Raw genomic sequence first — 25,306 nt, 5'->3', positions numbered from 1 at the left:
TTCTTACCTCTTTATTTTATATTTAATCTTCATATTCTGATCAATATACCTATTAATATATTTGTTTATATTTTCTAAATCGTCGAAATATATTTTATTACCATTAATATTTAACATATAAACATTAAAAATATTTAAGTTAAACATCTTTTTATTGTTATTTGCATCTAATTCAACATATATTTTTTCCATTGAGCGATTTAGTAACTTATCTAAAATTATTCTGTTATTTAATACAAGGATTACTTCATCATTAAATTCTAGAAATTTCGTTGGTAATTTTAATCCGTTTGCTTCAAGCGAACTTTCTAATCCCGAAACAAAATAAAATATTTTAGGCTTATGATTGAGTGTTTTTAAATAGTCGTTCTCTGAAATTATTTTTTTTGAAACTGTTTCATCATTATAATTTTTAAAAAATCTAAAATCTAGTAAATTATTTGTTCTTTTTATATTAGTTAATGACGTTCTTAGTTCAAGTTTCGTATTATTTAAAACTATATATAACTTAGGATCATTATTTATAAATATTTCATTTTCATTATTTTTTATGGAATTAAATATCTTGTTAATTTTTGAATTTACATATATAGAATATTGTTTTATATATTCATTATCATTGCTGATGATATCAATTTTATTATTATTTTTTTCATTATTAGTTAAAAAATTGCTCATTCTCATAAAAGTTTTATTAGTATTGATAATGAAGTCTTCTTCATCGAATCCAAATAAATGATTTTCGGCTAAATGTTTATTAAATATTAAATTTACTATTTCATCACCAGATCTATATGCAATAATTTCGTTATCAAATTTGTATACAAATCCTTTAGCATCAAAATTCAAACTATTTATTCCTGTTTCAAAAAAATTATTTATTTGTTTTTCTATTTCTAAATCATTTAACTTTTTTTCGATTTTAAAATTTGATTTTTCAGAGATGAAGTATTCACTTGTAAACTTATTATTTTTATTATCAATGATATTATTTATTAATGATTTATTATTTATTTTTGAAACTAATTCATTAAAGATGATATTTACATGTTTTTTTTCTCTTCTAATCAATCTATCAAAAATATATTCAAATCTTTCTCTTAATTTATCAATATCTAATTCTACCTTAATTCTTATACCAAAATTCTTGTTTCCTCTGTATTCATTAAAAATAGTTGCAGGATAAGCCCAAGTAAGACTTGATTTTTGATGATAAGTTTTTTGTTTAAAATGTGTTTTTATTTCAAGTTTATTTTGGTTCAAAAAGTTTTTATTCTCTTGTAAAGAAGCAAAATATTGACCATATCAATAATAACCATCTACCAAATCATAAAAACCATCATGAGAAAAAGTATCAGTGACTTTATTTAATGATTTTATTTTTTGTTTTTTTTCTAATGGTTCTATCTCACCTACAATTGTATTATTGAGATCATTAAGTGAATAATAATTATAAAGTCTTGTTACTAATTTTTTATATATTAAAATAAAATTACCATAATCATCCCTATCTTCAAAAGCATCAGTAAGGTAATCACCTAATAATCATTTATCATTTACATCAAAATATGCAAAGTCTTTATCAAATGAATAGTTATTGCTATTAAAATCAGAAATTTCATTTTTTGCATCATCCATAAATAAAGAAACCTTGAAATACTTTAAACTATTATTATTTTCCATTAAAATATTTTTTAGATTTACTTTTAATTCATTTTTTAGATTATTTAAAATTTCACTTTCTTTATTTGGGTCTACTGTAATATATTTATCATCATTTTTAAAAATTACTTTTTTCTTTTTTATGTTATTTGCATTATCAGAATATACAACACGATTAATAAAGTTATTGACATCTTCCTTAATAAATGGATTGTAAAAATTATTGTCAAAATTAATGTATGCATTTTTAAACAATAATTTTTTATCATACTTTTTCATCGATTCTATTGCTGCATCTTTTTCGCGATATTTATTGCCTAAATTATCCTCATATCTTTTAACTATTGCATATTCTGGGATATATGAAAGAGCTGCCATTTGTGGAGAATGAACATATCCTGAATTTATTTCTTTGTATGCAGGATGAAGTTTTTTGTTTTCCAAAGTTGTTGCACAATCGTTATCTATTTGTAGCTCATTGTATTCGTTTTTATACTTTTTCTCTCCTATAATAGGGACATTTTGAACAATATTATTTTTCATAAAATATTTTAGAATATCTTTTCTTGAATCAAAAACTTTTTCATCATTATTAACATTAATTATAAATCGCTGATCATAAATCTCTTTTTTGTTAATATCAATACCGGAAAACGAAACTAAAAGCATTATTATTGTTAATAAAAATGTACTGATAATTTTAAAAAAAATATTTGTTTTTTTAAACATAAAAAACTCCTTTTTTAACTATTTTTATAACTGTTATAATTCGCAACAGAAATCCTATGAAAAACAATGAAACATAAGTAATTATCGAATAATGATAAGTAATTTTATATTCAATATCAATCGTTTTATTGTAATATTTACTCATTGATTCATTAGGCGATAATTTTATATTTTTCACATTCGAATCAAATGAATAAATAACATCTAGTAAATCGTTGATGTTGGAATATTTATTACCCTTAGATTCTATAAACTTTATTCAATCATTTTGTTCTTTAATATGTTCGAACTCTTCATTAAACTTTTCTTTATCTATTAGATCATAATTTTCATTTTTATTTAACACATATATTTCATCATTAGAAAACTTTATTAATTGACTTGATATAAAATTCAAATCTTCTTTATTAATAGGCTTATTTTTTGAAAAAAATGTATTTAATGGAATAATATTTTTAATATTAAAGTTATCAGATAAAAAATTATAAACAAATATATTATTTGAATTTTTAGTTAAAATACTTCATAAATTAGACTCAGTAAAAGATAAACTTTTTTCTAATTTTTCGATAATTAATTGATTATTTTTAGCTATAAAATTTCAATCACGCAAAATATATTGTAATTCTGTTGATGATAAAATATTATTTAGGATTTGTTTTGATCCTTCTGTCAGTTCATTAATTTCAGCAGATTTATTACTAAAGAATTTTTTAATATTTAATATATCGATATCTAAAATATCTAATTTTTCAAGATGTTTTTTTATTATATTTACTAACTCATCATTGTTTTTTAAAAAAATAGGTTCATCAGATAATCTGTATATAAAATAATCAGAATCTTCCTTTAATTTAAAATAATTACTTTTTTCTTCGAGTATTAATGATGAATAATTATAATTATCTAGTTTAAGAACATCACTTGTATTATAAATTGATTTGTTTATTAAAATTGATGGAATTTTATAAATATTATTAATCAAATCAAAATCTATATTTAATGCACTTAATTCTTTATAATCATTATTACTAGGTATAATTAACCGATTAAATCCAGTATTGCTTTTATCCTTTTCATATATTTTTATTTTTTTATCATTGTTAACAGAAAAATTATGATTAAGAGATATATTGATAGATTTATTTATTATAGGAGTTAATAATATAAATATTGATAAAAAACCAATAAGAACAGACTTTAATACATTTTTCTTAATTATTATGTTAATTGTAGAATACAAAATTGTTATAAATATGCAAACTATAATATTAATTAAATATTTTATTAAAGGGAATAAATATGCCACTCAATAGTTATAATAAAGAGAAATTGTTAATATATAATCTAATGGAATAAGTAAAAAATTAAATAAAAAAATTAAAATAAATGTATGTAGTATTTTTGATTTATAAACTTTTTTTTGATTAAAAAAGTGTGAATTTATTATCTGATCATATTGGTTACTTTTTGTAAGTATAAACATGTTAATGAATAAAATTGTTATAAATAAAATACAAATTGTAAAATTTGCAAAATATAGAATTCAATTAAACAAGTTTATATTATTATTAATCGTTAATAAAATAATTGAACAAAGATACAATATTACAAAAAATGAAACAAAAATTAGTAAGTACTTATTTAATAGATTATACCTTCAATGTCTTTTTAAAAGTTGTTTCATTTTATGATTCTTCCTTAAATTTTCGACCATAAATGGAATTAACTTTTTCAAGAAGCGTGTTGCGTTTACTAATAAAATCATTAAAAACAATTTTTTTATCTTTTATTATGAAAGCATAATCAATTATATTTTCTATACTTTCAATAATATGAGTAGCGATAATTATTGTTGTTCCATTTTTTTTAAAATAAATAAGTTTTTCATATATAAATTTTCTAGAAAAAATATCTAAATTAGAATCTGGTTCATCCAGAATCAAAAGTTCAGGTTGTGATATTTCGGCTAAAAGAATAATTAATTTTTTCTTTTCACCACTTGAAAGTTTATTTGGGTTTTTGGTTAGCACTTTATCTAATTTGTATTCAATAAAAAGATCTTTAATTTTTTCTTTTGAACAAAATTTACCAGTTATTAAAAATGTATATTCATAAATAAAATTTAAACAATTTAAGTGATAAGGGAAGTTTAAATCTGTACTAAAATAAAGAATTTTTTTATTATCTAATTTTGAATTTTTAATATTCTCGTTTTTGTAAAAAATATTACCATCATATGAAAAATCGTTATTGCTTATATCCTTAATAAAGTGCTCTTACCTGAACCGTTTTTCTGCAATTATTGCATGGATTTGATTGGTAAAAAAAACCATATTAATGGAGTCAAGAATCAAAATGTTTTGTAGACTTTATTTAAAGATTCAACAACTAAAAATTTCATCGTTCTTTTTCACTATAATATTATACAAAAAATAATATATAAAATATTTATTATTTTTATATAAATAACTATTATTTTGAATAAACAGTAAAAAATATCTATTATTTTTCAAATTACATATACTTTTAGTATGATATATAATAAATTGTATTTTAATCAAAAAAGTAATGTCAAAAGTGTTATATATCACATTCTATGCATTTTTTAAGCTACAAATATTTACAGTGTTTTTGAATTAGTTCTTTTTCTTTAAAGATTAAAAGGTAATATCATATGCTCTTCATTATTATTAATTAATACTGTGTAGTAATTTTATATATTAGTTATAAGAAGATAAATAAGTAAAAATAAAAAATATGCATCATTATGAAGTGGAAAAAACAAAATCTAATATTATAAAACTATGTGAATTGAATAAATCTTAATAATATATTTCATATTTCATCACCTATAATTTAATCAATCAAAGATTTTTATATAAAGCGTTACTAGTTATTGGGTGTATAGTACTTTTTCTTACAATACTTAACTAGATCATCAAAACTAATAAATGTTTGCTCATCAAATTCATAGAAGTTCGTTTTAGAATCTACTATTTTTCTTTTTTCAACATTTAGAAAATTCTTGCCGTTCATTAATGTGTTAAATGCATCGTCATATGTAAGAAAGTATTTTTTTAGTAAATCATCTGAATAAATTCAATATAAATAAATTTCTTCAGATGATGACAAGTCAGAATATTTATTGTTTTTTAAAAAAATAATTTTTTCAACTCTTTTATGATCAACATGAAACGAACTAAAAAAAGTTTGTTTTAAAATTTCTATAGCTTCTTGATCTGAGTTAATAAGTAATTCGAAATTTGATATATTTGATGCAACAATATTTCTATCTATAGAAATATACTTATCTCTATTTGGATTGAAGTTAGAAACGATATTTTTCTTAATTTCATCAAACGTTGAGTATATTTCATCCATAGATAGAATTTTATCATCTTTTTGATCGATAGGTTTTTTGTTAAACAGTTCAGGAATTTGTACTATAAAAGTAGGGTTAAATTTTGAATTACCAAACGCATTTGCTAACTTTTCAAAATATTTTTCATCACTTACATTACTATAAATTGGAACGTCATTAACTATGTAGTAATTTTTTATAAGATATGGTTCTAGATATTTTAAAATATCTGAGTATGTCATTTTATCTATATTATCAGATATCAAAGTATAGTGAGAGTTTTCGATATCACTTTGTAAATCATTAGAATTCACAAGACTGTAAACTAATAAGGAGTCATCAAAAAGAATTTTTGCTGTCTCAGGATATGATGTAATATATTTTAAAAAATCATGATAAAGCTTTTTATTAGATGTATCTGAATATTTTTTACCATTAAACAAATAGTAACTATTAGATATTCCTGGCGAAATTTCAACCGGTTTCAAAATTTTAGCATCTTTAACGGTTTTAATTTCATTATTTACAAAACCTCAAAATTTAGTTTCTGAAAGACCACCGTCTCAAACATACACCTCATTTGCTCCGGTATCACTAAAAATATAGTCTGTTTGATATTTTGTTCCAATAAACTGCGATGTAATATCAAATATCATGTTTAAACCGAATGCAAACATCATTGTATAAGGCGTTTGTGGTGCAAATGATAAAATTCCATTAAAAACTGTTTTTAGTACATTAAGTGAATTTTTACCTTGATTATAAACATCGTTATATAACTCGAACAACGAAGTATAAATTGAAACAGTAAAATCAATAGAATTAGCAATTGTTGCAAATTTTCTATTCATGATTTCTATTTTTTGATACTTGTCGATTTGTTGAGAAATATCTAATTTGTTGGTTGCTAAGCTTACAAAGTATTCTTCATTAGTTAAATTTTTCTTAATATAGGCTTGATTTTCTTCTTTAGTATAAAACTCTATAAGTCTATCTATTTTTGTTGTTGTAGGTATTTTAGCAGACTCTAATTCTTTTTTTGTTTGCTCACTAATATTATTTGATTTTATCATTCTTTCAAATGCAAGATTATAAAGATTAATATTATTCGTTTTTGCTAAAGAAGTAGCAGTACCACCAATCTTTTTTAAGATTCTCAAGTTTTCTACTGTGTATTTTGATAAATTTGTATTAAATTCTTTGATTGTTTGAATAAGATTATGTTGATGAGCATTTAAATAATTCGAATCACTTGAATGATTAAATTTAAAAATAATTTCAGAATTCGAATTAGTGGTAGTAAGTGACTCTATTTTTTTAGAATTAAGTGAATATTTATCATATAGACTATTATAATTTTTTTTATCATCTTTATCATAAAGCATTTCTTTATTGTAGTCAATAATTCCATTTGAAATAATCGAATTGTTTTGTGCATGTGTAATTACAGACATTGCATTTACTAAAGTATTGCTATTTGCAAATGTGTCAACAAGCGAATCAAAGTTAATGTTATTTGGAATATTAAATGAATCGAGTCCAAGGATTTTGAATAGGTTCATTTTTTCACCTTTTTCATCAATATAAAACTCATCAGTAATGCAATCTCTAAGATTATTATCGATTAATTTAAATAATTTGTTGTAGAAAACTTTAAAAGATAATACGGTTTTAATATCCACTTCTTGCTCACCCAAATTAGTGACAATCGAAAGATAAGAAGAAAATATTTGATTTAAAATATTCCCTCTTTTACCATTTATATTTATCTTAACAATCTCTTGAACTTTATCCCACAATGTTAAATTATCTTGTTTGTTAACAATAATATTTTTCAAGTTTTTTTTGAGATTCTCGGTTTCTTTTGAAAGTGAAAAAATTTTAAATATTGATTCACTTTTTAAGTCATTTTTATCATATTTTTTTACAAGTTCTGGGTCTTTGTTATTTGCTTTTTCATAATCAAATATATTGACTGAATAAATTAAATTAGATATAAATTTATTTACTATATTTCTTTTTGTAGAAATATTTTTTTGAACTAAATTAGTATTTTTATTTGATTTAGTTCAATTTTTAGGATCAGAAATACTAAAAACTTGATTACTTGATGTTTCTAAATGATATCTACCAAATAATGAATATGGCTCATTTTTATCAGTATCTACCGTTATCGTTTTCCTATTTTGATTTGATTTAATATTCAAAGTTAATAATTTAAACAACTTTGAGTTAACAAACTCTGATTCGTTTACATGATCAAGAAGATTAATTATTTTATTATTATTTTTTGATAATATGTATGGAATTGATTCGTTTTTTAAAATTTCTTTAATTGATTTTAACTCGGCTTCTGAAATCTCTGAATGCTCTTGGTTTGTTGTAGAATCAACAACCTTTATGCTTGGAGTCAAGTCTAAAATATATCTAGAAGGCAATTTGTATACACTTGTATATTTTTTTGCTTTAAAATACTTTTTAATAAATTCATTTTTTTGTACATCTGATAAGTTTTTTGTGTTCATTTCAATGGCAAAATCATTTTTTATATATTTTATTAAATCTTCTTCAAATTCAAAAGTTTTGTCTGCAAATTTATAAACTTTATTAATGTTAAAATATGACATTTTTGCATCATACATATTTGTATAAGCAACATTATTTTTACCTCTAAAAACAGATACATTGGAACCAAAATTTATTGATTCATTAATTATTTCATCAGTTATAAGATTATTATTTTTATGAATTTTATCGAGTACTTTTTGCTTGTTGTTAAAGTTAAAACTTTCTTCACCAATATAAGAACTTATATATTTTTTTAAAGAATTCATATTACTAAAATATTTTTTTTCTTTATCTATATAATAAATTTCTTGAAATTCATCCTTTAATTCAGGTTTAACATTTTCATTCAAAAAATCTATTAATTCTTTTTCACCTTTTAGTACATTTCCATTTATTGAATACTTATTATTATCAACATTTTTCTTTTCATTAACACATGACGTCAAAAAGAAAGGAGTAGCAATCATTACTAAAGATGCTATGCTTAATATTTTTTTCATTTTTTACCTCTTTATTTTGTATTTAATATTCATACTTAGATCAATGTAACATTAATATTTTTATTATCATTTTTAAAAATAACTTTTAAAATCATCAGAACATATTTTGAATTCGATAAATAGATTGTAAAAAATGCTATCATTTGAAAAATCAGTATTTCTTAAAACTGCCAATAACACACTCCTAATTAATCGTCTTTTGTATTTTTTTAACTTTTATTACTGAAAACCATGATCTTAAAATTAAGAAATGAATCTTTTTTATTAGTTTTTAAAAGTATTCAATAAATAAAAGTTTATTATTTTTTGACTATAATATTATATAAAAATTAATGCTTGTTGACTTTATTATTTTCATAAAATAAAATATTATTTTGAATTATTAAATATAAAATATCCATTATTTTTATACTTATAGATTTTACAATTTATATGTTTTTATTAATCAACAACAAACGCTTTTTAAATAATTTAAAAATAACAATTATTACCAACAAACTAATGAATTAACTTTGTTTTTATCATAATAATTGTTATTTATTTAATCATTTATACTATATATAGTCAATATCCTATTCTAATAAAGTTAAAATTGAAGTTATAACAAGAATGCATTAGATAAAATAAAAATTTTATTTTTTTGCAAAATATTGTAAAATAGTAAAAGTTGCCCGAGTGGTGGAAATGGCAGACACGCTAGACTAAGGATCTAGTGAAGCAATTCATGCAGGTTCAAGTCCTGTCTCGGGCACCAGATTACTTAGCAAAGCTAAGTTTTTTTATTTTTTTAATAAATTTTAATATCCTGAAACCTATTGAAACCTAAATCGTTAAGTGGTTTTTCAAGTTTATTATTAACAATAACTTTTTTAAAAGAAGATGATGTATTAATAACGTTTAACGAAATAGGACTTGTGCTTATCAACGATAATTCATTAATAAATTCAACTTGCTCAAAATTCGTTAGTGTTTTGAAAAACGTTTTTAATGATGATATTAATTCACGTTTATTCTTTTCGTTATTTGCAACTTTTTGATATGTTAGATTTGACCTATCTAAAAAATATTCTTTAAATTTTTTGTATTGTTCTAAAGAAAATAAATTAAAGTTAAATAATGAATTACATAATAATTCATTATTACAAATTAATTCTAGGTAAGAATCTATTGAGTTACTAATATATGAATAATTTACTTTAGATACTAATGAATTATTAAATTTAATATAACTATCATCAGCCAATTTAAATGTAACTATTAATTTTTTATTAATCGTTTTGAAAAGATTATTTAAGCTTTTAGTTGCTAAATTATTAAAGTCGTTACTTTGACTAAATAAAGGTATCGTTAATTCTATTCTTTGATCTTGAGCAAGATTATAATGTATGTAAAAATCTTCAATTAGTAAATCTAATTGTTTTTTTATTATTAGAAAATTAGGTGATTTAATTTTCTCAATGTTGTTGATTAGAGACTCTAAAGAATTAATGTTTTTTTCAAAATCAAAATCAGTTGTAATTATTTTTTCTGAACTATTATATAAAAATTGTGTATCTTTATTCACTCAAATATGAGCATCATTAGCACTTTTATATGAAGAATATTCATTATCTTTTCCATTCATTATTAATGTTGGTAAAGCTATATTATTTCAATAATTTTTATGGTTAATTATATTTAAAATACCGGAATAATTTATCAGTCCTTTTAAGTAATTTCTAAATAAAAATGAGAATTTATTATTAGTAAAATTAGAGATATCATAGTTATTACTTAAGTCTTTTAAAGCTGTATCATAGATTAATAAGGAAGCTGCATTATTGAAATCATATTTTTTACTTTTGTCAAAATGTAGATTATATTGAGAATTAATATTACTAGTTAACGATGAATTATTTAATTGTAATGTAAGTCCATAAGCATCTGGAAAATTATTAATTTCCTTTTGTTGAAGTGAGTTAAAAATATCATAATCAACTTCGCTTAAAAGATTTTGTCTAAATGATTTAAATGCTTGTAGCCTGTATGTTTCATTATCAATTGAAATACTATTAAAGTTTAAAATTATTTTACTTAAATTATTGTTTGATTCTGCAAAGGATTTATTAGGACTATTAAAATTCTTAATAAAAATTTGCTTATTTAATTCGTTTTTATTAAGAATATAATCACTTATTCACAATGCTTCTTTTAAGGTTGGTGAATATGAATCAAACGTTGAATTTGTTTCACTAATTTTTAATGTTGAAATAGGATTAAACATTAAATTTTTAATTAGTTGTTCTGAAATAAAGAAGTCTAATAAATTTTTATTATTGTTCATTATTAATGAATTATTTTGATCTGATAAATCTACCCCATATGAATTCTTAATTTTTTTTCAACTTTCACTATTTTTTTGTTGATTTATACCTACTAAAAAATCTTTTGCTAGTAATTTATATGAAGTTAAATTACCATTTGAATCACTGTAAAAAATACTATCTTTTAAATTAAATTTAACCCTTTTCGATCTTTTAATATTATTTAAAAACATTCTATGATTAATAGATTGAGTCGATAAACTTTCAACAGTTATTATGGGAGTTGAATAATTAATTCCTATATCTGGCTTAGTGAGACTAAGGTTATAATCATCACTGTTATAAATTTGTTTTTTTTCTTCAAGTTTGTTTGTTTTTATATTAATTTCATCTCAAAAAACTTCTATATCTTTTAGTAAGTTAAGCCTTAATATTTTTTTTGTAGGAACAGAAATTGAACTATTTACATAGTCATAAATAACTTTATCCTTGTATTCATAACTTAAAAGTGGTGCAAAAACTAAATTTTCAGTGTCATTTTCAATAATTTTGTTTTCACTAAAAGCGTAATTATTGCTTTTTAAAGTATTCGGATAATTAAAACTTTTTATATATTGATCTATTTTTCTTGTTTTACCAGGATTCGAGCATGAAACAAAAAACATGCTTGATGAAGCACAAGCAATAGTTGAAGTTAATAAAAAATTTCTTAAAACTTGTTTTTTGTTCATGTTGCCTTTCTAATTTTTAGGATTAAGAGATAAATAAATGTTTATACCAAGTAACTTTAAAAGAATTATATAAAGAGCAGTAATTATTATAACCATTAAACTGAATGAGTAGTTTTTAAAGTTATCAATTACTTGTTTAAAAACATTACCGATGTTTAAATATAGATTTATATCTTTTGCATTAAAGAAACTTAATGAAGCCAAGATTAATAATGTAATTGAAACATTCTCACTAAAAAGTGAAATTTGCTTGAATAAAACTTCCTTTCAAATAAGAATAATTACAATTCTAAAATAGTTTGCACCAATTGCTTTACTTGCTAAAACATATTCTTGATTTTTTATTGTTTGAGTGTACGAATATGAACTAAAGAAGAATTGTGGTATACCTATAAAACCTAAAATTAACAATGCTTTTAAATGATTATAACCTATAGAATTAAATAATAATAAAGCAATAATGATATAAGGAACTGTGCTAATAGAACTAATAATATAATATGGAATTTTTAGAGATTTATTGGCTGAATATCCAATCAAAACTCCTAAAAAACTACCTAATGCTAATTGTATTAAAACAGCGCTTAATGTAATAAGAACACTTATGGCAAACGAGTGTATAAAAAAACTATAATTGTCTATACCTAAACTGTTTGTTCCAAGAATAGAATTTATATTTAATTCAACTCCAGTTGCTAGGTAATTAGCATATTTAATCAAATCATAAGAATTATAAGTAATAGTAACAAAACTAGTGTGTTTTACATCACTTAATAATTTAAAATCAGTATTTGATTCTATATCTTTAATTGTTTGATATAGTTGATCATTCTCTAGAGTCAAAGTAACATTTGGTGAATGTTTTGGGGGCAAATTATAAATTAATGATGAATTTATAATACTATTTGAAGGTGAATAAGGATAGAATATTAAACTAAATATTATTAAAAGCATAATTAAAATAGTTAAGCTTACAAGAACATAATTTGTTTTTTTATTAAAAAATCTATTAAAGGTTTGGATTAATTGGCTTTTTGGATTAATATTTACTCATGTCTGAATTGATTTGTTTTTTGCAAAAGAAAGTTTATTTTTATTCATAAATTCCTTTCTTTTTAAATAGTTTGTTCATCTTAATTTTTTTAGTAAATCAATGGTTTTTATTTTTACTTATAATACTTGCGGCAAGGAGTATTTGGAAAAACTCAACAAGAAGTTGCATCGTAAAAATGATTAATGCATTTATTAAAATTAAAAATAAAATTATGTTGATTTCACCTTTTGAAAAAATAACGTTTAAGATAATACTTTGTCCCGGAATTTGAAAAATTCTTTCGATTATTAAAGAAAATGTAATAAGCGATGTAAAAATAGGGACAACAAATGAAATAAGTTTGGTTCAAGAATTTCTAAAAATACCTTTTCAAAAAATTCCTCACTTACTCATACCACAAGCTTTCATGTAAAGAATAAAATCTGTTTTTAATATTTCTGTAATAGTTGAAAGAGTTAGACTTGAAAAGGTAGAAATACTGCCTAATAAAAGAAGTAAAATAGGAACAATAAGAGAGTAAAGAGAATCTTTAAAATTTAAAATATCATTATCAATAAAAACCGTAGGAATGTTATAGAACTCAGCTACGTTAATAAATATGGGAGCAAGAATAAATAGTGGTATAGCAGCAAAAGAAAAAGTAAGAGAATTAAAAAATAAAATGGTTGATGAATTGCTCTTATAAGAAAGTAATGAGCCCAATGAATATCCGATAAATATGCCCAATAAAAATGTTGTTGTAACAATTAGAATACTTCACTTAAAATATTGAAAAAATAGAGATGGTATATTTGTAAAAGATAAGGAAATAGTAGGATCAAAAATAGAACCAAAGTTAAATCTAAATAAATTTGAAAAGTAAATTAAATAAGATAACAAGATTGAATTACTTGAATTATTGTATGGTGATTTAACAATAAAGATAGTTATTAAGAAATAACTAATTGATAATAAAATTAAAATGCTTATTAGCATCAAGAAAAATTTCTTAAGTAATATTTTTATAATTGTCATTGGCTCTTTTCTACAATAAAAGCCGAGAATGTACCCGGCTTTATTTTTTATGATTCAATTAAATTGTTTGTGATTAACGCATCTTTAATTGCTTTAATTGCTACTTCTTCATCTTCACCAGATACTTTGATTGTAATTTCTGTTCCATGTTTAACACCTAAAGCCATGATGTTCATAATAGATTTTAAATTACCTTCTTTACCTGCACTAGCAACTCTTGAATCACTTTTAAATTTTCCGGCTGTACCTACGATTATTGATGCTGGACGTGCATGAAGTCCTGCTGGGTCAATGATTGTACATGTAAATTCTTTCATTTCATCTCCTAAATATATTTAAAAATAAGTTTTTCTAATTATACCATTATATTAGTGGTTTAATCAACTTGTAAAATATTTTTTTAATCTTGCTATATTTTATTTTTGAATACTTACTATTCTGAAATAATTCACTTCGATATTTATATTCGTCAAATATTTTATTTAGTTTAACAACCGAATTCCCAGAAACAATATCCATTGTTTCATATTGAGCAAACATTGATCTGCTATCAAAATTATTTGTACCCATTCAAGCAATGTTATCATCAATAATTCCAAATTTAGAATGTAAAAAATGGTCTTTATAAAAATAAATTTTTGCACCTAAATCACTCAAATCTTTTAGTGTTCTTATTCCAACAGCATGGACAAGTTTTTTGTCAGGTAAGTCTGGAAAATATATTTCAACTTCGATTCCACACTTAATTGCTATAAAAAGTTGTTTTCAAAGTGATTCTGTTACAGAAAAATATGGTGTTGATATTTTTATAGATTTTTTAGCTTCTGAAAATAGTTTAATTCAATAATTTTCAGCCCTTGAATAATTAAGTACTGGACTGTCAAAAACCAAAAATGCATCATCTGTTTTATGAACATTTTTAGCTAAAATGCTATTTATATCATGATCTATATCGATTTTTTCTTTTTTAAAAACATCTCATAAAAAAGCAAAGTGAATAATATATTGGATGACATACGTCCCCTCAATAGTGTAATTTAAATCAATTCAATGTCCATATTTGGCTGAAAACGAGGCATATTCATCACTTATATTATTACCACCACTAAAAACTTTTGTATTATCTATAACAATAAACTTTTGGTGATTTCTATAAAAACTTGCAGAATGAATAAATGGATAATAAATTTTTCCAATGTATTTTATAGATACATTGGGATATGAAAGAAGTTTTTTAAGAGCTCTTTTTGACATAAAAGTAACACCAAACGAATCAATTAATCAATTAATTTTAACACCGTCAGCCGCCTTTTGTTCTAAAAGACTAATGAATTCATCACAAGTTTCAGATGGCTTAATAATATAAGTCACTAAGTTGATTGATTTTTCAGCATTTTTTATTTCTTTAAAAATTTCTTTATAAAAATAATAACCTTCACTAAATATTTCAAATTTAGCAGGCATATTAATTGTTTCACTAATGCTTTGTATTTTATTTAATTTAGAATTTTGATTAAAGTATGAATTGTCAAAATTTTCTTGTAAAATATTTGAATAATTATATTCTTGTGAAACCATTAAGCTACTTTCTCGCTTATTTTTATATCTTAATCCAAATGTAAAAAATAAAACATTCCCAATGAACGGAAGAAGAATAGTAATTAATAATCAACTCAATCTTGACGAGTGTTGTCTTTGTTGTTTAAAAATAATACTACCTGTGATAACATTAAATAGAAAATATACAATTATTGCTAAAAATAAATAATACGAGCTTACAATAAAAATAAGTAAAAAAGTTCCTGTTATATATAACAAAACTATAAATAATTCTAATATTCAAATAATTCAAACTTTTCAGTAATTAAGTGCATGCTTGTTCATAGTTATGATTATATATTTTTTTACAAATGAATATTAAATTCACCAAAAATAAATAAAATTAGAAAATAATAATGGGAGAATTATGAAAAAAATTGACGAATTAGAAATTGAAGAACTAGTAGAAACATTCAATAATAGTACATATGATGTTATAAAAGCACTTGAAGTTTCTAAAAAACAGCAAAAAGCTATAATTGAGCAAGCAATAAAAAGCATTAGCCAAGGTGGTTCAGTATATTATATAGGTGCTGGAACAAGTGGAAGGATAGGATTACTTGATGCCTTAGACATAGCAACAACTTTCGGTGAATCAAATTGATTTAAATATCAAATTAGTGGCGGAGATAAATCTGTATTAACAAATAATGAAGAAACCGAAGATGATACTTCACTAGCTATTAAAGAGCTTGAAAAACTAAATTTAATGCCAAATGATTTTATTATAGGAATGAGTGCTAGTGGAACTACAAAATATGTTTATGAAGCAATTTTATTTGCTAAAGATAAAGGGTGCAAAACTGCTTTAATTTGCAGTATATGTAATTCAAATATTTCAAAAATTGTAGACTTTGAACTCGCACTAAAAACAGGAACTGAATTAATTGAAGGATCGTCAAGACTAAAAGCAGCAACCGCATTAAAAATAGCACTAAATAATATTTCAACAATTAGTGCTATTAAGTTAGGGAAGGTTTATAATGGACTTATGGTTGGTTTAAAACCTAATAATATTAAAACATATACTAGATGTCTTAATATGATTTCGACCATTGCAAATTGTGATATTGATGAAGCAGAAAAATTTTTTAAAGCATCAGAGGAAAATGTATCTCTTGCTATAATTATGAAAGTAAAAAACGTTTCATTAGATATGGCTAAAAAGTTATTTGTTACTTCAAATAGTCAACAAGGATCATACGGAAATTTAAGAAAGATAATAGGTTAGTAATATGGAAACATTAATTGAAAATGTTAAAATTATAAATCATGATAAAATCATAAAAAATGCTGATGTAGTAATTGAAAATAATATAATAAAGCAAGTAATAAAAAAAGATGGTGAAGGTAGAAGAATATTGGTTCCAGGTTTTATTGACACACACATTCATGGATTTGGTGGAGATGATGTAATGGATGGTTCTGAAGCTGTTGAAAGAATTTCAAAAAAACTAGCAAGCTTCGGAATAACATCTTTTATGCCTACGGCCATGACCGCTGATTGACAAGTGTTTCTAAAATCACTAAATAACATTTCAAAAGCAAAAAACTTGGTATGCAAAAATATCGGGATACATATTGAAGGTCCATATATTGGACCAGAAAAAAAAGGAGCCCACAAACTCGAATGATTGAGAACTGCTACATTGGATGATATAAAAAGTATTATGGAAAGCTCAAATTATACATTACGAAAAATTTCTTTTGATCCAACACGTTTGAACAATGATATAGTAAAATATCTAGTGTCTAATAGAATAATTCCTTCTATTGGTCATTCAGCAGCAGATTATGCTACAAGTATAGCCGCTTATGCAGCGGGTGCTTCATGTACATGTCATATGTGAAATGCAATGAGTGGAGTTGATTCACGTAATCCAGGAATGCTACAAGCAGCACTAAGTGTTAAAAAGCCATATGTTGAATTAATTGTTGATTTTATGCACGTCTCAAAAGAATCGGTTGAGTTTTCAATTAAAAATCGCGGAGCAAATAAAATTATTTGTGTTTCAGACGCAATTAGACCAGCTCATGGTCAAGACGGTAAAAGTATTTCAGGTGGAATTCCTGTCAATAAAAAAGGCTTATTAATAACCTTAGATGGAACAAACACTATTGCCGGAAGCGGAATTTGTTTATATGATGCTTTCAAAAATTTAGCTTCTCTAAATGTTCCACTAAGCAAAATTGTTAAGATGACTTCATATAATGCAGCAAAAAATTGTAATCTTAAAAATACTGCTCAAATCAAGAAAAATTACATTGCAGATTTAGTTATAATGGATAACGAACTAAACATATTAGATGTTTATGTTGAAGGAAGAAGAATAGAAAGGTAATCATGTCAATATTTTATACAAAAAACCATGAAGAAATGTCAAGAACAGCAGCAGATATAATTGCTAAGGAAATTAAGAAAAATCCAAATATTAAAATTTGTTTCGCTACCGGTTCAACACCAATTGATACATATAAGTTCTTAATAGATAAATGTAAATCAAAAGAAATTTCATTTAAAGGAGTAACTAGTTTTAACCTAGATGAATATGTTAATTTAGATCCTAAAAATCATTGTTCATATCACTATTTTATGGATGAAAATCTATTTAATCACATCGATATAGATAGAGCAAATATTAATTTTCCAAACGGAATTGGAAACATCGAAAAGAATGCACAAGAATATGAAAAGACAATTGCTCAAAAAGGAGGAATTGACTTAATGATTCTAGGAATTGGAACTAATGCTCATATCGCTTTTAATGAACCAGGATCTTTAAAAGAAGGAAGAACAAGAGAAGTTAAATTAACAAAAAGTACAATTAATTCAAATGAACAATACTTTGATAATCCTAATGATATTCCTAAAACGGCTATTTCAATGGGAATTGGGACAATTCTTGAAGCTAAGAAAATAATTCTTTTAGCAAGTGGACTTAATAAAGCAAGAGCTATTTATGATAGTATAGATGGTGATATGACCGAACAAGTACCAGCAAGTTTTCTTAGAACACATCAAAACGTTACTTTCATTATTGATGAAGAAGCGGCTAATTTATTAAAAAGATAATTTAAAAATTAAGTAATAATTTAGCGTTTAATCATAACTTAAAACACTTAGGTGTTTTTATTTTTTAATTTTAATTTATGTAAAATTATATTACTATGCTGTGAAAGGAAAAAAAATGAATGATTACAAACATTTCCCTCCTAGTTGATCAAATGTTTATAAAGATTACAAGGTTTTAAAAGTATTAGGCATAGGCGGAATGGCTATAGTTTACTTGGTTGAAACCTTAGATAAAAATAAATATCATTTTGCTCTTAAGTATCGTAAGCAGGACAATAACAATGATAATCTTTTAAGATTTAGAAATGAATTATTTTTACACAAGAAAATTAATTCAAAAAATTTTCCATACATAGTTGATGAATACATTAACGCATTTAATGAGCAATATTTTGTTATGGAATATATCGAAGGAAAAACTCTAAAAGAAATAATTAAGGAAAATCGTTTTATAGAGACAAGAATAGCGATTATGTATGCACGCCAAATTGCAAATGGTATTTCAAAAATTCATAACCTAGGAATAATTCATCGTGATATAAAATCTGAAAATATAATGATTACAAATGATCAAAAAATAAAAATAATTGACTTAGGTATTTCTTTTGACACTTCAAAAAGTGTTAATAATGTTCCAAACAGCGTTTGTACTTCTTACTATAATGCACCAGAAACAATAGAAAATAGCAATAACATTTCAAATGCTGTTGATATTTATTCATTAGGCATTTTAATTTATGAAATGTTAACAGGTAAGTATCCGTTTAAAGGCAGTACTCCAATCGAAACTATATTAATGCACAAGCGATATAGAATGCCTAGTTTAAGAAATATAAAAGGTGTAAGCGAAACGCTTGAAATGATAATTAATAAAGCTACAGCCAAAAATCCAAATGATAGATATTGCTGCATATTTGACTTTAATAAAGATTTAGAAACATATTTAAAGATTGAATACTTATCTAAAAATCTTCCTTCTCAAAGGAAGTCAAAAAACAGTAAAATCATGTTATATTTTTTATGATACTCTATTTCAATCATGTTTCTTATTATTGTTGTAATTTTACTTTCTATGATTAATAAATAATATTAACAAAAAATCCTCCTTGATACCAAGAAGGATTTTAATAGTAATTATTTCTTGTGACGCTTAGGTTTGTTTGAATTAGGTTTTATATTAGTATTATGTGTTTCTAATGGTTCAAGTTGTACATTAGTGTAATTGTTTAGTTCTGGTTCTGGTAAAGCTTCTAAGTAATTTGGATAAGTTTCGTTGGGTAGTTGGTTGCTCAGGTCTAAATTCAATGATGCATCTTGATTATTGGGATATATAACATTTTTTCTTTTCTTTATTGATTTTTTAATAAAGAAAACTAATACTCCTATTCCAGCTGTTGTTGCAATAAGTAAAATCCATACAAGATATTCCATAAAGCTCATTTTATTGTTGACATAATAATTATTTAATAAGTTTGATGTTGAACTAAGTTTTTCTTTATATGAATTGTAATCATTTTTGTTTATAATGATTTTGTTATTGACTTCATGTTTTAATTTTTCAAAGTATTTATCGTATTTTTTGCATGCAGAACTTCTATATTTGCCTTTATTAGAAGAATACTCTTTTTGATTATTTATCAATTCTTTTTCAAGAACCTCTTTATATGTGATTAATAATTTACTTAGTCCATTTAATTCATTAGACAACCTTAGATAATTAATTTGGTCTAACGATGTAAAGAATGAATACTCATCATTTTTCTTTTTTAGTTCAGTATTAAATTTTTCTCATGATTCGCTAGTATAATCATCTTTAGAAAGATCCATTTGTTTTTCTAATTGAAGAGCATAATCATCAATATTTTTAATAAGCATTTTTTCAATAGAATTTTCTAACTCATTTTTCATTGATGTATAAACATCTAGATTAACTAACGAATTTGGATTATTAAGAATTTCAAGTTGAGTATCAATTGCTTTATGATATTGACTTTCTGATTGCGGAGTATATTCAAGGAAGTTTTTATTTTTATTTAGATTCTCAATTTTCATTAATAAATCGGTTTTTAATGTTTTCAATGATGAAATTTCTAAAATGTCTATCTCCTCAATAATTTTGTTGTGTTCAATAAATGAAATTTTATCTTTATTTTGGATAAAAGTTTTTTTTAACTTAATTTTATCTTTAAATAAAGATACACTTGAACCAAGATATATTTGATAGTCTTTTTCATTAAGATAAAAATCTATTTTACTTAATAAGGAATTTTTTAAATCACATACTAAGCTTACTAAGATATTTAAATTATCATCATATATCTTTGCTTGTTTAATAGATATTTGTAATTGATCTTCCACTTCTTTTTTAAGTGCTTTTACATCCGTTAAAAACTTTTTGTATTTTTCAGGCAATATAGAAACTTGAAATTCCTCAACATTATTTGTTGCTATAGCAATTTGTTTAATAAGTCATTCCTTGTTAGATTGAAGAGATGTTGAGAGATTATCAATATATTCTTTGTACTTATTATATTGTCCCCGATCAAAATTAATTGGTGAATTATTTATTGATGATAATTGAACATCAAGATTTTGAAGATACTGAGCTTTAGACTGTTCTGTGAAGTAAATTAATTGACCATCGTTCTTTCTAGTGTTGATATATATTTTCAAACCAATTTTAAGATCTTGAAGATTATCCATTAAATCATGAATTTTTATTTTAAGTTCATTATATTTTATAAATTCAATATTTTCAATTGAATTATATTCGATCTTTAATTCATTTATATAGTTTATTAATTTGTTATATGAATCATCTCAGTAGTTATTTTTATCTAAACGTTCAACTTTTTCTATTTCTTTGTTTAATAATGTTTTATATGAAACTAAAAGTTCTTTACTTTTAGATAAATTATTTTTATATGTTAGATATTTAGTTAAATCTATTGATGAGTCAAAAGCAATTAAATTCTTTTGATTTTTAAAATCATTAGAAAAGAGATTAAACGAATCTTCAGAATAGTATTTTTTTTCTATTGCTTCAAGTTCTAATACATCAATTAAAAGAAACTCTTTATAAGTTTTTAATAATTCTTTAGCATTATTAATTAAAGTATCATATTCATTAAACTTAATTAAATCTATCTCTGCTTCATTATTAATATTTGTCAATAACGAGTCTAGTTTTTTAAGATATTCTTCTTGTGAAAAATCCGGATATAAACTAATATCAGCCTTTTTCTTATTATCTATCAAAATTAATAATTGTTTTTTATATTCAACAAGTAGTTTTTCATATTTTGCTATTTGAATTTCTATTGCTGATAATTGATCTGTTGTAATATTTGTAGAACCTATTAATGAAATTTTTAGTTCTTTAATTTTGACTAAATAATTATCATAAGAATTTGGAGTATATTTTGTCGATTGAATAGAAAGTTTTTGTTCAATTATTTCATCTAGCTTAGATTTATTTGATACCAAAGAATTTAAAGCAGTCGTTATTTGTGTTTTATATTGTTCAAACAATTCATCTGAAACAACAAAAGAATCAGGATTAATTTGATTTTTTATATTTGTTATTAACTCTCTAAAATCAACTCATGATTGAATGGTGTAATATTTGCTTTTTAAACTTCATTCAGAAATTAATTGATAAATTTTTTCCTTATTGCTTAATATTAAATCATCAAATTCTTTTATTTGAGTTTTGTATTTTTTACATAAGTCATGATTAATTTTAAGATTATGTTTTAATATATCTTCATTTATCTTATCTAATTTAACAATGAATGAATTAATTCTATCTGGTGAAACATTAGCATAAACCTTGTCTTTTGTATTTTTTATCAAGTTAATTAAATAATCATGATTAGTAACTGTTAATATTTTTTGTTTTCATTCATTTATTTTAGTTTCATAATCGGCATAGTCTGAATTTCTAAATGTGTCAGTAGTTTTAGTCTCTACAATATATTGATAATTGTTAAGTTCGTTTAAAACAGTAGTTTTTGTTTCTAAAACCGTATATTCTAATAATTCAGGTGATTCTTTAAATATTTTAATATTTGCTAATATTTTATCTTTATAAAAAACAAGATTATTTAAAACCCAAGTATCTATTAGTTCTTTTCTTTCGTTATATGTGTTTTTATCACAAGAAGCTGATGAATTATTAACATTATATATAGCATTAATCTCGCTTAAATTTTGATTGTAATTATCGGGATGTACACCTTTTTCTTCAAGATTAAAATTTATTAAATCAATAACACCTAGTAAAGTGTTTTTATCATAGGCTTTTATGTAATTAGACATAAGTATTTTATAACTATGTTTTTCCAATTCTTGTGTAGTTTGTAATATTTCAGCAGTTAATGTTATCGTATCTGTTTTAGAAGGTTTCACAAGAGATGTATATTTATCTTTTAAACCTTTAATAACAACTTGAAATTGATCAAAAGAAGTTTCATCAAAATATATCTTTTGGTATGGGAATACATCTAAAAAAATATTTTCAATTGTTTTTTTGTAAGTCTCTAGTTTATTTTTGACTGCATGTATTTGATTGTTTAAAACATTATATTCATACACATAAATTAAATCTGTTTTATTTATTTTATTCAATAAATCAACTATATCCCTGTTGAAATCATTAACAGAAGTACTAGTATAAAATGTATCATCTATTTTATTTATTTCATCGATATAATTTAGTAAAGTTTGCTTGTATGTTTTGTTACTTAACAATAAATTTGTTTTAAAATCATTAATCTCACTTTCATAAGTTTTTAAGGCAGCATTAGCAATAAAACGTTGATTATTTATTTTTTGTTTTTTATCATTAGTAAAAGCATCTCATTGCTCTTTAACTGTAGAGAAATATTTTAGAAAATCGAGATCTCAATTAAATGAATTTTTTAATAGATAGTCCTTATTCCAAATTAGACCACCTTCAATTCTTTGATATATTGTTGTATAATGGCTAGAAAGATCTTCTGTGAAAGTTTCATCATCAAATGAAGATACTTCCTCATATAAAGCTGTATATTTTCAATAATATTCTTTATATGATTTTATATAATAATACCCTTTCTTTCCTGTAACATTTCTGTGTTTTGTATCAAGGTATTGAATAAAATCTCTTTTTATAAATGGGTCTTTTATTGTACCTGAAGTTGCTACAGTAATAGAAGAAGCTAAAAATATAGAAGAACATAACAAAGTCAAAAATTTTCTATTAATTTTTTTAGTCATAATTATCCTTTCACTATAATTATATTATTTTGTAATATTTATTTCAATTTACGAGATATTCAACCAATTATTTAAAAAAACAAATTTATTAATTATTTCTCAATAATTTTCACTTTTAAGAAAATATTAATAAAAATTAAATTAATTTAAAATATTAATTTTCAATAAATTTATATTTTGCTTTTAATAAATGCTTGATAAATATAAATTGTCTCAATATACAAAAACCCTCAAAAGAGGGTTTTCTTATTTTAGAATTTATTTATTTTTTAAAGTTTGTTTCATCAAAAGTTTGGGTGTTATTTGGTTGTTGTGGTTGAGCATAACCTGGTTGTCCTTGTGGGTAGCCTTGTGGTTGAGGATTATTTACTCCAGGAAGTGCATTCATTTGTGTAAAGTTTTGTGGTTGAACAGGTACTGATTGAGTGTTTCCTATTAATCCAGCATTTGAACTGTTATTTGGTCCATATCAATCATTTGATAATGTTTGATTTTGATCATTTAGCATCTTTGCTTTTTGTTTTGCTTTTACTTTTTTAAGTGTTCTTAGAGTTAGTAAGTATGCTAAGAAACCAGTCGCACCTAAAGTACCAATAAATAATATTCAAATAAAGTATTCAATAAATGTCATTTTGCTGTTTGCATAATAGTTTGTTAATAGATTTGTTGTTTTTCCTAATTCATCTTGATAGTTGTGATATACATCTCTATTAATATTAGGCTGTTCTTTAACATTATTTTCAAGTTTTACAAAATATTTATTATATTTCTTGAATGCTGATGATCTATATTTAGTTTTTTTAGCACTATATTCTTTAATATTTTTACTTAGTTCCTTAATCAATAAGTCTTTATAAGCAACCAAAACACTTTCAATTGTTTTTAATTCATTTGTCTTTTGAACATAAGTTGCTTGGTCCATTGTTGAAAGGAAGGTAGCTTCTTCAACTTTTTTAAGGATTTCCTTATCGAATTTTTCTCAAGATTCTTCGGTGAAGTTATCGGCTGAATATTCTTTTAGATTTTTTAATTTATTGTTATATTCATCAATATTCTTTTTAAGAAGAGGCTCTATTACTTTTGTAAATTCATCCTTTATTGATGTTTCAGTAAATATATTTACAATTGAAGAAGGATTATTTAATATAGCCAGTTTTTCATCAACAGCTTTTTGGTAAAGTTGCTCTGAAATAGGTGTATATTCAGAGAAGTTTTTAGCTTTAATTAAATCATTAATATACTCAAGAAGTACAGACCTGATAGTAATGAGTACATTTTTTTCAAGCGTTGCTAATTCATTAACTTCTTTTTCAAATTCTTCAAAAGTAATTTTTTCTTTTGCTTTGATAAATTCAATTGTTTGATTTATTTTAGATTTATATATATTTCAACTTTCATTTGTATAAATTTGTTTATTATTTTCTTTTGTAAGTATTTTTAATAAATCTTC

At 23.1% G+C, this 25,306-nt stretch carries 15 protein-coding genes and 1 tRNA gene; 5 read left to right on the top strand and 11 right to left on the bottom strand.

The window, feature by feature from the left end:
- Positions 1-3: 3 nt before the first annotated feature.
- The 4 genes from MCRO_RS01480 to MCRO_RS01465 all read right to left on the bottom strand — a co-directional run bounded on the left by MCRO_RS01480 (position 4) and on the right by MCRO_RS01465 (position 8,823).
- On the bottom strand, positions 4-2,391 hold the full coding sequence (locus MCRO_RS01480) for a hypothetical protein (protein ID WP_013054402.1): 2,388 nt from the start codon (positions 2,389-2,391) through the stop codon (positions 4-6).
- Positions 2,384-3,700, bottom strand: a complete 1,317-nt coding sequence (locus MCRO_RS01475; protein ID WP_148207917.1) for a hypothetical protein — start codon at positions 3,698-3,700, stop codon at positions 2,384-2,386. Before MCRO_RS01475 ends, MCRO_RS01480 begins: the two co-directional genes overlap by 8 nt.
- A 379-nt stretch (positions 3,701-4,079) precedes the next feature.
- Positions 4,080-4,652: an AAA family ATPase gene (locus tag MCRO_RS04030; protein WP_439097660.1), complete on the bottom strand. Its 573-nt coding sequence runs from the start codon at positions 4,650-4,652 to the stop codon at positions 4,080-4,082.
- Between the two features lie 631 nt (positions 4,653-5,283).
- Positions 5,284-8,823 carry a hypothetical protein gene (locus MCRO_RS01465; protein ID WP_013054656.1) on the bottom strand — a complete coding sequence of 1,180 codons (3,540 nt, stop codon included), beginning with the start codon at positions 8,821-8,823 and terminating at the stop codon, positions 5,284-5,286.
- 669 nt (positions 8,824-9,492) lie between these two features.
- Here MCRO_RS01465 and MCRO_RS01460 point away from each other — a divergent pair.
- Positions 9,493-9,577, top strand: a tRNA-Leu gene (locus MCRO_RS01460).
- Between the two features lie 33 nt (positions 9,578-9,610).
- Here the strand turns inward: MCRO_RS01460 and MCRO_RS01455 are convergent.
- From MCRO_RS01455 to MCRO_RS01435, 5 genes are read right to left on the bottom strand one after another with little or no spacing between them, the layout of a single operon-like run.
- Positions 9,611-11,857: an OppA family ABC transporter substrate-binding lipoprotein gene (locus MCRO_RS01455; protein ID WP_013054773.1), complete on the bottom strand. Its 2,247-nt coding sequence runs from the start codon at positions 11,855-11,857 to the stop codon at positions 9,611-9,613.
- Between the two features lie 9 nt (positions 11,858-11,866).
- Positions 11,867-12,958: an ABC transporter permease subunit gene (locus MCRO_RS01450; RefSeq protein ID WP_013054558.1), complete on the bottom strand. Its 1,092-nt coding sequence runs from the start codon at positions 12,956-12,958 to the stop codon at positions 11,867-11,869.
- The gene (locus MCRO_RS01445; protein ID WP_041594021.1) at positions 12,951-13,925 is read right to left on the bottom strand and encodes an ABC transporter permease subunit; all 975 of its coding nucleotides are present in this window, start codon (positions 13,923-13,925) and stop codon (positions 12,951-12,953) included. Before MCRO_RS01445 ends, MCRO_RS01450 begins: the two co-directional genes overlap by 8 nt.
- Positions 13,926-13,972: 47 nt before the next feature.
- Positions 13,973-14,242 (bottom strand): HPr family phosphocarrier protein, encoded by a 270-nt coding sequence (locus MCRO_RS01440; RefSeq protein WP_013054290.1) that lies wholly within the window; start codon positions 14,240-14,242, stop codon positions 13,973-13,975.
- Positions 14,243-14,288: 46 nt separating this feature from the next.
- Positions 14,289-15,809, bottom strand: a complete 1,521-nt coding sequence (locus tag MCRO_RS01435) for a phospholipase D-like domain-containing protein (protein WP_013054390.1) — start codon at positions 15,807-15,809, stop codon at positions 14,289-14,291.
- Between the two features lie 82 nt (positions 15,810-15,891).
- On the opposite strand from MCRO_RS01435, the gene MCRO_RS01430 reads away from it, so the two are divergent.
- From MCRO_RS01430 to MCRO_RS01415, 4 genes are all read left to right on the top strand, one after another.
- A complete protein-coding gene (locus tag MCRO_RS01430) occupies positions 15,892-16,755 on the top strand; it encodes an N-acetylmuramic acid 6-phosphate etherase (protein ID WP_013054414.1) in 864 nt (287 codons plus the stop codon).
- A 4-nt stretch (positions 16,756-16,759) separates the two neighbouring features.
- Positions 16,760-17,866: an N-acetylglucosamine-6-phosphate deacetylase gene (gene nagA / locus MCRO_RS01425; protein ID WP_013054620.1), complete on the top strand. Its 1,107-nt coding sequence runs from the start codon at positions 16,760-16,762 to the stop codon at positions 17,864-17,866.
- A gap of 2 nt (positions 17,867-17,868) precedes the next feature.
- The gene (gene nagB, locus MCRO_RS01420) at positions 17,869-18,597 is read left to right on the top strand and encodes a glucosamine-6-phosphate deaminase (protein WP_013054689.1); all 729 of its coding nucleotides are present in this window, start codon (positions 17,869-17,871) and stop codon (positions 18,595-18,597) included.
- Positions 18,598-18,712: 115 nt separating this feature from the next.
- Entirely contained in the window at positions 18,713-19,684 is a 972-nt protein-coding gene (locus MCRO_RS01415; RefSeq protein ID WP_013054802.1) for a serine/threonine-protein kinase, read from the top strand.
- 47 nt (positions 19,685-19,731) lie between these two features.
- On the opposite strand, the gene MCRO_RS01410 is transcribed toward MCRO_RS01415, so the two are convergent.
- Positions 19,732-23,856: a hypothetical protein gene (locus tag MCRO_RS01410; protein WP_013054181.1), complete on the bottom strand. Its 4,125-nt coding sequence runs from the start codon at positions 23,854-23,856 to the stop codon at positions 19,732-19,734.
- Between the two features lie 262 nt (positions 23,857-24,118).
- Positions 24,119-24,778 (bottom strand): hypothetical protein, encoded by a 660-nt coding sequence (locus MCRO_RS01405; RefSeq protein ID WP_013054256.1) that lies wholly within the window; start codon positions 24,776-24,778, stop codon positions 24,119-24,121.
- Positions 24,779-25,306 lie beyond the last annotated feature (528 nt).

The sequence above is a fragment of the Mycoplasma crocodyli MP145 genome, assembly GCF_000025845.1.
GTDB lineage: Bacteria > Bacillota_I > Bacilli_A > Mycoplasmatales > Metamycoplasmataceae > Mycoplasmopsis > Mycoplasmopsis crocodyli.
This window is presented reverse-complemented; position numbering and strand designations above follow the sequence as displayed.